The organism is Massilia sp. AB1, assembly GCF_018119385.1.
In the GTDB taxonomy this organism is placed as follows: Bacteria; Pseudomonadota; Gammaproteobacteria; order Burkholderiales; family Burkholderiaceae_D; genus Telluria.
Genome location: NZ_JAGKSG010000078.1, coordinates 1 through 12,020, shown reverse-complemented (window position 1 = coordinate 12,020; position 12,020 = coordinate 1). Strand labels below are relative to the sequence as shown.

The following is a 12,020-nucleotide window of genomic DNA, read 5'->3' as shown; positions in this document are numbered from 1 at the left end:
TCGGTCGGCGGCAGCGCCGGCCAGGACGGTGCGAAGGGCGGCGCGAACGGCACGGGGTCGGGCCAAGTCTCGGGCCAGGTCTCCGGCGGCCGCAACTAAACCGCCAGGGAGGCTTACAGGATCGGGGTTCCTCCGGTAACCGCGATCCGCGCACCCGAGATATAGCTGGCTTCATCGGAGGCCAGCATCACGTAAACCGGCGCCACTTCCTTCGGCTGGCCGGGCCGCTTCATCGGCACCTGCTGGCCGAAGGATTCGACCTGGTCGGGCGGCATGGTGGACGGAATCAGCGGCGTCCAGATCGGCCCCGGCGCCACCGAGTTCGCCCGAATGCCTTTCTCGGCCAGCAGCTGGGCCAGGCCCGCCGTGAAGTTCGCAATGGCGCCTTTGGTGGTGGCATAGGCCAGCAGGGTCGGCTTGGGATTGTCCGAGTTGACCGAGCTGGTGTTGATGATGGACGAGCCCGGCGCCATGTGCTTCACCGCCGCCTTGCAAAGGTGGAACATCGCAGTGATGTTGACCTTGAAGGTGTAGTCCCATTCCTCGTCCGGGATCTCCTCCAGCGAATCGTGGCTCATCTGGAAGGCGGCGTTGTTGACCAGGACGTCGATGCGGCCGAATTCGGCCACCGCCTTGTCGACGATGGCGCGGCAGTGGGCCGGATCGGCCAGGTCGCCCGCCATCAGGACAGCCTTGCGGCCGGCTTCCCCCACCAGGCGCGCGGTCTCCTGCGCATCCTCGTGCTCGTTCAGGTAGGCGATCAGGACGTCCGCGCCTTCGCGCGCATAGGCCAGTGCGACGGCGCGGCCGATGCCGCTGTCGCCCCCCGTGATCACGGTCGCCTTGTCCCGCAGGCGTCCGCTGCCGCGGTAGCTGGACTCGCCGTGGTCGGCCGGCGGGTTGAGGGCGCCTTCGACGCCCGGCGGCTCTTGCTGCTGCTTCGGCTGGTTCATGGTTCACTCCGTGGTGAAGGTTCAGGACGTGCGCATGCGCGTTTGCGCCGGCCGCACGCCGGCGTGTCCGGCGGGCGCGGGCTGGCCCTGCAATTCCTGCAGCAACAGGTGCTGCGGCCTGGGAGCCGTCGAGATGCCCAGCTCCGCGAACATGCGCATGGCGTCCAGGTTGATCGCCTGCTGCGTGTCCATGTAGAGGTTGTAGTCGGTGTCGAGCATGGTGTAGACCACCTCGTACTCGATCCAGTTCTGGTCGACCGTCTTGAGGTGGGCGCGGTCGAAGCGCAGCTTTTCGTGCTTGCCGATCAGTTCACCCAGCGCCTGGGGCACGCGCGCCGCCAGCTCGGGCGGCGTGGCGGGACTGGCGCGCAGTGTGAACTGGATGCGGCGGGTGCTCATGCGCCGGTAGTTGAACACGGTATTGCGCAAGAGCTCGGCGTTCGCGATCACGATCTGCTCGCCGCCCAGGGCGCGGATGCGCGTGGTCTTGAGGCCCACGTGTTCGACCGTGCCGGAAAAATTGTTGACCGAGATCGAGTCGCCCACCTCGAAAGGCTTGTCGACCGCGATCGACAGCGAGGCGAACAGGTCGCCCAGGATGTTCTGCACCGCCAGCGCGATCGCGATGCCGCCGATGCCCAGGCTGGCGACGAAGGTGGTGACGTTGATGCCGAGGTTGGACAGCAGGGCCAGCATGAAGATCGCCCACACGCTGGTCTGCAGCACCCAGATCACCAGGGTATGGGCGACCGTGACCTGTTCGTCTTCGCGGCCGTGGCTGTGGGCGCGGAAGTAGCGGCGCGCGCCGACCCGGATCGCGCGGTGCAGGTAGAGCGCCAGCTGGATACCGAGGGTGAAGAACCACAGGTGGCCGAGGCGGGTGTTCCAGGGCGGCGGCAGGTCGAGCACCGAGAGGCCGATCAGGATCGAGGTGACGAAGATGGCCAGGGTGCTGGTGCGGGCCAGGGTCCGGCTGAGGACTTCGGCGACCGGCCGGTGCGCGCGCTCCTCGCTCAGGCGGGACAGGCGCTTGCGCACCAGCAGCAGCACGCCATGCATCGCGAAGAAGCTGAGGATGGCGGCGCCCAGCGCGAACAGGGCATTGGCGGGAGAAATGTCGAGGGAAGCGATGAAGGCGGAAATACGCAAACTGGACTCCTTTCCGGAATGCCTGCGACGCCGGCGCCAGCTCGACAGGCGCCGGACGGCAGGCAACAAGAGAGGGCGGGCGCCGGCAGCGGCGCCACGCGCGCGGCCGCGGGATGGAAGCGCGGCCGCGGATCAGCCGCGGCCGGCCGGGGCAAGGAACCCGGGCGCAATGCCCGCGTAACGAATCAACGGCGGGCGAGGTGCTGGCGCACGGCCTCGGCACTGGTGCCGACCTGCTGCACGGCGCGTTCCAGCTCTTCGCGGCTCACGCCCAGCGCTTCGGTCCAGTGGCGTACTTCCCATTCCTCGTGCACATTGATGCGGGCACGGTCCTGCGGGCCATTGTCTTTCAGATTGTCAGACATAATTGCCTCCTTTTCATCATGAGTCTGGCGCCAGAGTGCCAGCGTGCGCCCAGGTCTTCCGTTCGGTGTTTCACGCTCGGACCGCTTTTTGCTTGGGCGCCCGGACCACCGGGAGGGTCGGCGCATGCCAGCCGGCCCGTTTTGAGGTAGGCTTACACTATCGCTAAGTATCACTAAAGCAAGAACGAGGAGGACACCATGGCTGCACCCTACCAAACCGCCCAGCCCGAACGCAGCGCCATCGATGCGACGCCCGGTATCGTCGCCCTGGATTTCGGCGCCAACTGGTGCGGCTACTGCCGCGCCGCCGAGCCGGCCATCGACCAGGCGCTGGCCGACTATCCGTCCGCGCGCCACGTCCGCGTCGAGGACGGACCCGGCCGCCCGCTGGGCCGCTCCTTCCGCATCAAGCTGTGGCCAACCGTCGTGGTCCTGAAGGACGGCCAGGAAGTGGCGCGCGTGGTGCGCCCGGATACGGCCGACGAGGTGCGCATGGCCCTGGCCCAGGCGGGCAACGCATGAGCCTGGCTGCAAGCAAGGCACCCGCGCCCGCCAACAAACCGCGCACCGTCCTGTTCGCCAGCCTGATCGGCACCACCATCGAGTTCTACGACTTCTACATCTACGCCACGGCCGCGGTGCTGGTCTTCCCGCGCCTGTTCTTCCCGGCGGCCGACCCGGCCGCGGCCACCCTGCAGTCGCTGGCCACCTTCGCCATCGCTTTCTTCGCGCGCCCGGTGGGTTCGGCCGTGTTCGGCCACTTCGGCGACCGCATCGGGCGCAAGGCCACCCTGGTCGCGGCGCTGCTGACCATGGGCCTGTCCACGGTCCTGATCGGCCTGCTGCCGACCTATGCCGCGATCGGCACCTTGGCGCCGCTGCTGCTGGCCCTGTGCCGCTTCGGCCAGGGCCTGGGCCTGGGCGGCGAGTGGGGCGGGGCGGTGCTGCTCGCCACCGAGAACGCGCCGCCGGGCAAGCGCGCCTGGTACGGCATGTTCCCGCAGCTGGGCGCGCCGATCGGCTTCTTCCTGTCCGGCGGCACCTTCCTGCTGCTGGGTGAAGTGCTGAGCGACGCGGAATTCTTCAGCTGGGGCTGGCGCGTTCCCTTCCTGGCCAGCGCGCTGCTGGTCATCGTCGGCCTCTATGTGCGCCTGAAGATCACGGAAACGCCGGACTTCCAGAAGGTGCTCGACCGTAACGAGCGGGTGCGGATGCCGGCGGTGGCCGTGTTCGCGCAGCACGGCCGCGCCCTGGTGCTGGGCACCCTGATCGCGCTCGCCACCTTCGTGGTGTTCTACCTGATGACGGTGTTCGCGCTGAGCTGGGGCACGACAAAGCTGGGCTTCTCGCGCCAGCAGTTCCTGCTGCTGCAGCTGTTCGCGGTAGTGTTCTTCGCGCTCACCATTCCGCCTTCGGCCCTGCTGGCGGACCGCCACGGCCGGCGCACTGCGATGATGCTGGTCAGCGCGGGGATCGCCGCCTTCGGCCTGCTCTACGGGCCGCTGTTCGGCGCCGGGACCTTGCTGTCGGCCGGCGTGTTCATGGTGCTGGGCATGTGCCTGGTCGGCTTTACCTACGGGCCGCTCGGGACCCTGCTGGCCGAGCTGTTCCCGGCTGAAGTCCGCTACACGGGCGCCTCGCTCACCTTCAACTTCGCGGGCATCCTGGGCGCGTCGCTGGCGCCCTACGTGGCGACCTGGCTGGCCACCAATTACGGCCTCGAGTACGTCGGCTACTACCTGAGCGCCGCGGCGCTGCTCAGCTTGCTGGCCCTGGTGCTGGCGGGTTCGCAGCCATCCGGCCAGGCCCCGGCCCAGCCCGCGCCGCCTTGAGCGCGCGCGGCTTCGCCGGCTTGTCCGCGCGCGTCCCGGGTCCGGGCGACGCGGACTTCCTGGCGGCGCTTTACCTGTCGACCCGGCCCGACCTGGGCGCGCTGCCGGTGCCGCGCGCCGTGGTCGAGGGCATCGCGCGCTACCAGCAGGCGTTGCAGCGCGAAGCCTATGCCCGGGCCTGCCCGCAGGCGGAGGAGTGGATCGTGGAAGACGTGCAAGGCCCGGTCGGCCGCCTGGTGCTCGACCGCAGGCCGGGCGAACTGCGCGTGGTCGATCTCTCGATCGCGCCGCGGGCGCGCCGGCGCGGCCATGCGCGCAGCGTGCTGCTGGCCTTGCAGGAAGAAGCCGGGGAGGGCGGCCAGGCGCTGGCCTTGCGGGTGCGCGCCGACAATGCCGGGGCGCGCAGCCTGTACGCGGGCCTGGGCTTCCAGGCCTTGCATGACGAGGGCGCCAGCCGGGAACTGCGCTGGCGGGCCCCTCAGAAGGAATAGACCATCGTCAGCGAGGTCTGGGTATCGGTGTTCTTCTTATCGGTCGGCACGCTGGTATCGTTGCGCACGCTGAAACCGGCCTTCATCTGCATGGTGTCGTTGATCTTGGTGCTGAGCGAGGTCTCGGACACCGAGTGGGTGTTCGAGGTGCCTTTCTCGACGCTGACGGTCTGGGCGAAGAAGGCCGAGGGGCTGACGCGCCAGCGGAACTGGGCCGCGCCGCGCACCGTCATGCCGTTCTCGTCCTCGCCGGTGGCGCGCTCGCCCGTGAAATAGCCGGGACCGATCTCCACGTCGAGGGTCTTGTCGGCGGCGTCCAGCCAGCGCGAGCCGTGGCCGATACCGATGGTCGAATAGCGGGTGTAGGCGCCGAAGCGGTCGTTGACGTGCGAGCCCAGCACGAAGGCGCGGCGGCCGGCGCCGACCAGCTTGCGCGAGGCCTTGGCCGACACCGCGTAGCGCTCGGCCGTGCGGCTGCTCTGGCGGTTGCCGTCCTCGTCCTCGTACTCGTCTTCCTTGAAGAAGCCGCTCAGGACGAACTCATGGCGCCACGAGGGCGTCTCGTGGCTGGCGTCGATCTTGCCGGTCACCGAGGTGCCGGTGGTGTTGCCGGAAGTCGAGATCGCGCCCAGCTCCGCCGACGTGAACCAGGCGCCGTCCGGCAGTTCGGCGGGCTTGACGACGGTCAGCGGCGCGTGGACGTTGCCGACATCGGGCAGGTCGGGAGCGGCGGCGGCCATGGCATGCACGGCCAGGAGAGACACAAAGATCGGGAGTGATTTCATCGGCATCTGTGCGGAGGCCGCATTGCGGCATTCGGCAACGCGGCGAGCCTTCCGGCCCTCAATGGTGAACAGGCGCCGCGGCCGGAGCCGCGGCAAATCAGCGACATTGTATCCCAAAGGCAGCGCGATGCGATGCTTTGGAGCAGGTCGAAGTATCCCGTAAAGTGTGAAATGTGGCGTATTTACGGTCAAAGAATTTGCAATTGCTCGGTTGCAATCGGTAGAATTGTTACAGAAGTTCGGACGGCGGCATTGGGCTCGCCGACGCCTCGAGGATTGTCCAATCGCCATGATCACCCCACAGGATGGAACGGCGCCCATGCAGTTGTCCGATTCCATGTCCGAACCCTTGCCCGGGTTTTCGCGCCTGCCCGGCGTCGCCGGCGACAAAGACTGGCGCAGCACGCCCCTCGGGCCGCCGTCGGCCTGGCCCGACGAGCTGCGCGCGGCCGCCGGCATCTGCCTAAGCTCGCAGTTCCCGCTGGCGATCGCGTGGGGCCCGGAATTGGTCTACGTTTATAACGACGCCGCCGTCAGCGTGTTCGGCAACAAGCATCCCTGGGCCATGGGCCAGCGCGTGATGGACGTCTGGCCGGACGCCTGGCCGACACTGCAACCCATGCTCGAATCCGTGCTGCGCACCGGCCTGGCCGTGCGCAACGACGACCTGGAGCTGCCGATCGACCCGTATGGACAACTGGTCGAAGCCTATCTCACCTTCTCGTACAGTCCCATCGTCAGCGCGCGGGGAACGGTCGGGGGCGTTTTCATCGCCTTCATGGAAACCACCGAACGGGTGCTGGCCGAGCGCCGCCAGCGCACCGTGTCCGACCTGGCTACCGCGGTAGCGCGCGGACGGCGCAGCGACGACCTGCTGATGCGCGTGCGCGAAGCGCTCGACTTCAACCGTCGCGACCTGCCGTTCACCGCGCTGCTGCGCGCCGGCGCCGGCGGGCGCCTGGGCTGCCTGTTCGCCACCGGGTACCTTGGCGAGCAGCTGCCCGCCGCCTCGGCGGCGACCCTGGCCGGACTGGCGGCGCTCGCGATCGAGAGCGGCGAACCGGTGCTGATGGATGCCGCGCGCGCGGTCGAGGCGCTCGGCGTCAGCGGCCCCTGGCCGGAAGCGCCGCGCCAGATGCTGGCGATACCGTTTCGACCGGGCGGCCAGGATGCGCCCGGCGGGGTGCTGCTGGTCGGGGTCAACCCGCGCCGGCAGCTGGACGCCGCCTACCGCGCCTTCTTCGACCAGGTCGGCGGCCATGTCGCCCACGCGGTCGCGGTGGCCGAGGCCGACGTCGCCGAACGCGAGCGCATCGCCGCCATGGCCGAGCTGGAGCGCAGCCGTTCCCATTTCTTCGCCGGCGCCAGCCATGAGCTGCGCACGCCGCTCACCCTGGTCCTCGGCCCGCTGGGCGCGCTGCTGGACGGGCAAGGCGCGCCTTTGGCGCCGGAAGTGCGCGAAGCGGTGGAGATGGCCGACCGCAACGCGCGCCGCCTGAACAAGCTGGTCAGCTCCCTGCTCGATTTCGCCCGCATCGAGGCCGGCACCTTGCCGCTGGTGCTCGAACCGGTCGACCCTTCGGTCGCGACGGCCGAGATCGCGGCCCTGTTCCGCGCGCCGGTCGAGGCGGCGGGGCTGCGCCTGACGGTCACGAGCACCCTGGAGCCGGGCCAGGCGATGCTGGACCGCGACATGTGGGAGAAGATCGTCTTCAACCTGCTGTCGAACGCCTTCAAGTTCACCCGTGAAGGCGGCATCGCGGTGCGCCTGGGCGGAGGCGGGAGCTGGATCGAGCTGGAGGTGGCGGACACCGGCATCGGCATCGAGGAAGAGGAAACCGCGCGCGTGTTCGGGCGCTTCTACCGCAGCCGCAGTGCGGAGGCCGCCGGCGGAGACGGCGGCGGCGTCGGCCTGGCCCTGGTGCGCGAGCTGGCGCGCCTGCACGGCGGCGACGTGGCCCTCGAAAGCCGGCGCGGCATGGGCAGCCGCTTCACGGTGCGCGTTCCCTGGCGGCGTCCGGCGCCGGGCGGGGCCATGCGCCAGCCGCCCCGGCCGCAGGCCCAGGTGATGCGGCGCGCCCAGTTCCGCGACGAACTGGAGCGCTACGAGATCGAGGGGGCGCCGGCCGCGCTGGGCCGGACCGAGGCCAGGCAGGGCGCGCGGGTGCTGGTGGTCGAGCGCGACGAAGACGTGGTGCGCTATGTGGCGCGCCTGCTGCGCGACAGCTGCGCGGTGTCCTCGGTCGCGGGCGCCGAGGCCGCGCTGGCGGCCTTGCGCGGCGCCGCGCCCGACCTGGTCCTGGTCGATGCGATGCTGCCCGGCGCCGGCGGCCTGGACCTGGTGCGCCGTATCCGGCGCGACCAGGTGGCGGGCGCGGTGCCGCTGCTGGTGTTGTCGGCGCGTTCCGACGAGGAAGCGCGCCTGGAAGCGCTCGACGCCGGCGCCGACGACTTCATCGCCAAGCCCTTCAGCGGGCGCGAACTGAGCGCGCGGGTGCGCTCGCACGTGCAGATGGCGCGCGTGCGGCGCGCCGCCTTCGAGCGGGAAACCGCGCTGCGGCGCGAAATCGCCGGCTTGCGCCACGACCTGGCCACGGTGCTGGACGGCACCCGCGACATCGTCGTCAGCCTCGACCGCGAACTGCGTGTGGTGGCCCTGAACGACGCCGCCGCGGCCGGGAGGCCCAAGGCGGCGGCGGTCGGCGTCCCGCTGGGCGAGCTGATTCCCTGCCTGCCCGGCAGCCCCCTGGAGCGGGCCGTGCGCGACGCGGTCGGGGCGCGCGACACGTCCGCCGTCGAGCACCTCGACCGCGAGGCGCACCGCTGGTACGAAGTGCGCTGTTACCCAGCGCCGCACGGGGTGCTGCTGTTCGCCACCGACATCACCGGGCGCAAGCTGGCCGAAGAGGCCCAGCGCGAAGCGCACGCCGAGCTGGAACGGCGGGTGGCGGAGCGCACCGAGCAGCTGCGCGCGGCCAGCGGCCTGCTGGGGGCGGTGTTCGACCGCGCGCCCGGGGGCATCGCGCTGAGCGACCGCAGCGGCCGCATCGTGCACGCCAACGCCGCGTATGCGGACCTGGTGGGCCTGGATGCGGCCAGCGTGCGCGAGCGCTCGCTGCAGGACTGGATCGAGCCGGCGGGCATGGAGCGCCTGCACGCCGGCCGCGAGCGCCTGCTGGCGGGCGAGGCCGATTCCTTCGAGGAAGAGGTGCGCTACCGCTGCCCGGACGGGCGCAGGCTGTGGGTGGCCCACTTCGTGTCCCTGATCGCACCGCTGTGGCAGGGCGACCGCTGCTTCGTCACGATCGCCCGCGACATCACCGCCCGCAAGCGCGGCGAAGCCGAGAGCGAGATCGCGCGCCAGGAGCTGCGCACCCTGTACGAGCGCCTGCAGACGGTGCGCGAGAACGAGCGCAAGGCCCTGGCGCGCGAGGTGCACGACCAGCTCGGCCAGATCCTGTCGGCCGCCAAGATCGACATCAAGCTGCTCGAGGACGACCTGCGCGATCAGTCCCGGCCGATGGTGCGCGGCGCCATCATCGGCGAACTCGGCTCGGCCAGCGCGACCCTGGAGCGCGCGATCGGCCTGGTGCGCGCGATCGCCACCGAGCTGCGCGCGCCCGAGCTCGACGAGCACGGCCTGTACGCCGCCATCACCTGGCACGTGCACGACTTCGAGCGCCGGACCCGGATCGCCTGTCACGTGAGCTTCGAACCCGCCCGTCCGCATCCCTCGCGCCCGGCCTCGGCGGCGCTGCTGCGCATCCTCCAGGAAGCCATGACCAATGTGCTGCGCCACGCCCAGGCCACCAAGGTCTGGGTCAGCCTGGAGCGGCGCGGCCATCTGCTGGTGCTGCGCGTGCGCGACGACGGTGTCGGCATCCCGCGCGCCCAGCTGCGCCGCGGCGCCTCGCTCGGCCTGCAGGGCATGCGCGAGCGCGCCGAGCTGGTCGACGGCAAGCTGCTCGCCGGCCCCCTTGCGCCGCGCGGCACCCTGGTGTCCGTGCGCGTTCCCCTGCATTCGAAAAGAGAAAAAGGATTCCGACCATGACCAGTCTCGTCATCGCCGACGACCACGAACTGCTGCGCGAAGGCGTCAAGAAGATCATCCGCTCGGCCGCCGGCCTGCGCGTGGTCGGCGAGGCGGCCGACCTGGAACAGGCCTTGAAGCTGGTGGAACTGCACCAGCCCGACGTGCTGGTGCTCGATATCTCGCTGCCCGGCCATGACGGACTGGAAGGGCTGGCCGAGGTGCGCAGGCATTTTCCGCAGCAGCGGGTCGTCATGCTCAGCATGTACGGCGAGGAGCGCTATGCGGTGCCGGCCCTGAAGGCCGGGGCGATGGGCTACATCACCAAGACCATGGCCGCCGAGGAGCTGGTCAAGGCGATCCGCAAGGTGATGGAAGGCGGCACCTACATCGGGCCGCGCCTGGCCGAGCTGCTGGCCGAGGAGGCGCGCGCGCCCGAGGGCGGCGCGCCGCACGAGCGCCTGACGGCGCGCGAGAACGAGATCCTGACCCTGATCGGTTCCGGCTTGCAGATCAAGCAGGTGGCGGCCGAACTGGGCATCAGCGTAAGTTCCGTCAATACCTACCGGCTGCGGATCTTCCAGAAGATGGGTCTGCATACGAATGCCGCCCTGATCCGTTACGCGGTCCAGCACGGCTTGGTTGGCTAAATGGCAGTAGAGTTGCTGTTCGGCAACGCATTTCTCCAAAACTATGTCGTTAAATTCACGACAGGGATTGTCAAATATATGACATTCGGGCTGGGCCCCAGTCCATATTTACAGCGACTTTATCGTTTTAAATCAGTCGTTTATGAAGATCCATGCAATCCGCATGCGCTCCCTGGGCGAGGCGCGGTCCGACACACTCCAGGTAGGCACAGTGTTGTAACGCCGAGGACTTGGGTAGGATTTTAACGTTAATTGTCCTGCGTCAATGCGCAGCTGGAAACGTCATTTCGGCTGTCCTCGCGCTTGTACCAACGTAGAGCCCAAGCAGCATGATGCGACTGATCGAATTCGAATGCGGCGGCCAGCGGCTCGGGCTTCCGCTGGACTGCGTACGGCGCGCCGTACCGAGCGCGGAACCTGCGCCCTTGCCGGGCGCGGGTCCGATCGTGCTTGGCGTGCTGAACGTGGCCGGCGAGATGGTGGCGGTGGTCGACGTGCGCCGGCGCCTGGGCCTTGCGCCGGCGCCGCTCGATCCTTCCCAGCAGATCCTGATCGCGGAATTGTCCGGCTTCCTGGCCGGCGTCGTGGTCGATCGCATCATCGGCATCGGCGAGCGCGATGCCGCGCGCCTGTTCCCCGCCGAAGTGGGGGCCGCTCCTTACGTGAGCGGCATGGTGCGCCTCGAGGATGGCCTGTGCCTGGTGGTCGAGCCGTCCCGCTTCCTGTTCGAGGACGAACGCATCGCGCTGGGCGAAGCATTGGGCGCCGCGCCCATGGGAGGCTCCGATGCCGGCGCATGATACCTTCGAACGGGCCGTGCGCCGCATCGAGCGCGAGACCGGGCTGCATTTCAGCGGCGCGCGCCGCGGCGAGCTGCCGGCCGCCTTCGCGCGCATGGCGCCGGAGGCCGGCCTCGCCGGCGCCGGGGCGCTGGCCGCCTGGCTGGCCGACGGGCCCTGGGACGCCGCCCGCACCGCGCTGTGCGCGCGCCACCTGACCATCGGCGAAACCTATTTCTTCCGCGAGCCGCGCGGCCTGGACCTGCTGTGCGAAGTGGCCAGGGGCAGGTTGGCCGCCGATCCGCAGGCCGGCCTGCGTGTCTGGAGCGCAGGCTGCGCCACCGGCGAAGAGCCGTACACCATCGCGCTCGCACTGCGCATCAACGTGCCCCAGCTGGCGCCCGAGCGCACCGCCATCCTCGCCACCGACCTCAACCCGGCCAGCCTGGAGACGGCGCGCGCCGGCATCTACCGTGAATGGTCGTTCCGCCGCACCGCGCCGGTGCTGCGCAGCGCCTGGTTCAGCCGCACCGAGGCCGGCCATTACCGGCTGCGCGAGGAGGTGCGGCGCCAGGTGCGATTCGCCCAGCTGAACCTGGCCCAGGCGCCGTATCCGCCCGAGACCGCCGCCATGGACGTGATTTTCTGCCGCAATGTCCTGATGTACTTCTCGCGCAGCCAGATGCGCGAGGCAGTCGCGCGCCTGCGCGACTGCCTGGTCGAAGGCGGCTGGCTGGTGGTCAACCCGAGCGAAGCCTCGTCCGAGCTGTTCGCCGGCTTCACCCCGCGTTTCCACCCGGACGCGGTCTTGTACCGCAAGGACAGCACAGCGAAGGCGGCCGGCGTGCCCGCGCCCGCGCGTGCCCGGCCGCGCCCCCCCCCCCCCCCCCCCCCCCCGCCCCCCCCCCCCCCCCCCACACCCCCCCCCCCCCCCCCCCCAAAAAAAAAAACCCCCCCCCCCCCCCCCCCCCGCGGGGGGGGGGCCC

General features: G+C 69.9%; 11 protein-coding genes. 7 read left to right on the top strand and 4 right to left on the bottom strand.

Features of this window, described 5'->3' with window-relative positions; translation table 11 throughout:
* Positions 1-113: 113 nt before the first annotated feature.
* The 3 genes from J8847_RS23350 to J8847_RS23340 form a co-directional block, all read right to left on the bottom strand.
* Entirely contained in the window at positions 114-953 is an 840-nt protein-coding gene (locus J8847_RS23350; protein WP_211527080.1) for a glucose 1-dehydrogenase, read from the bottom strand.
* A 21-nt stretch (positions 954-974) separates the two neighbouring features.
* Positions 975-2,102 carry a mechanosensitive ion channel family protein gene (locus J8847_RS23345; protein WP_211527079.1) on the bottom strand — a complete coding sequence of 376 codons (1,128 nt, stop codon included), beginning with the start codon at positions 2,100-2,102 and terminating at the stop codon, positions 975-977.
* Between the two features lie 185 nt (positions 2,103-2,287).
* Complete coding sequence (locus J8847_RS23340) at positions 2,288-2,467, bottom strand: DUF3606 domain-containing protein (RefSeq protein ID WP_211527078.1); 180 nt, start codon at positions 2,465-2,467, stop codon at positions 2,288-2,290.
* 198 nt (positions 2,468-2,665) lie between these two features.
* Between J8847_RS23340 and J8847_RS23335 the strand changes: the two genes are divergently transcribed.
* Genes J8847_RS23335 through J8847_RS23325 form a run of 3 tightly spaced genes read left to right on the top strand, consistent with a single transcriptional unit; the run spans position 2,666 to position 4,790 of the window.
* Positions 2,666-2,989, top strand: coding sequence for a thioredoxin family protein (locus J8847_RS23335; protein ID WP_211527077.1), 324 nt, complete (start codon positions 2,666-2,668; stop codon positions 2,987-2,989).
* A complete protein-coding gene (locus J8847_RS23330) occupies positions 2,986-4,299 on the top strand; it encodes an MFS transporter (protein ID WP_211527076.1) in 1,314 nt (437 codons plus the stop codon). The genes J8847_RS23335 and J8847_RS23330 overlap by 4 nt, the downstream gene beginning before the upstream one ends.
* On the top strand, positions 4,296-4,790 hold the full coding sequence (locus J8847_RS23325; RefSeq protein ID WP_211527075.1) for a GNAT family N-acetyltransferase: 495 nt from the start codon (positions 4,296-4,298) through the stop codon (positions 4,788-4,790). The genes J8847_RS23330 and J8847_RS23325 overlap by 4 nt, the downstream gene beginning before the upstream one ends.
* Here J8847_RS23325 and J8847_RS23320 read toward each other — a convergent pair.
* A complete protein-coding gene (locus J8847_RS23320) occupies positions 4,778-5,575 on the bottom strand; it encodes a YdiY family protein (protein WP_307727533.1) in 798 nt (265 codons plus the stop codon). The genes J8847_RS23325 and J8847_RS23320 overlap by 13 nt on opposite strands.
* A gap of 289 nt (positions 5,576-5,864) precedes the next feature.
* Between J8847_RS23320 and J8847_RS23315 the strand changes: the two genes are divergently transcribed.
* The 4 genes from J8847_RS23315 to J8847_RS23300 all read left to right on the top strand — a co-directional run.
* Positions 5,865-9,626, top strand: coding sequence for an ATP-binding protein (locus J8847_RS23315; RefSeq protein ID WP_211527073.1), 3,762 nt, complete (start codon positions 5,865-5,867; stop codon positions 9,624-9,626).
* On the top strand, positions 9,623-10,255 hold the full coding sequence (locus tag J8847_RS23310) for a response regulator transcription factor (protein WP_211527072.1): 633 nt from the start codon (positions 9,623-9,625) through the stop codon (positions 10,253-10,255). The genes J8847_RS23315 and J8847_RS23310 overlap by 4 nt, the downstream gene beginning before the upstream one ends.
* Before the next feature lie 329 nt (positions 10,256-10,584).
* Positions 10,585-11,055 (top strand): chemotaxis protein CheW, encoded by a 471-nt coding sequence (locus J8847_RS23305; protein ID WP_211527071.1) that lies wholly within the window; start codon positions 10,585-10,587, stop codon positions 11,053-11,055.
* Positions 11,042-12,020 (top strand): protein-glutamate O-methyltransferase CheR (locus tag J8847_RS23300; RefSeq protein ID WP_211527070.1); only part of this gene is annotated, 979 nt, incomplete at its 3' end. The genes J8847_RS23305 and J8847_RS23300, both read left to right, overlap by 14 nt.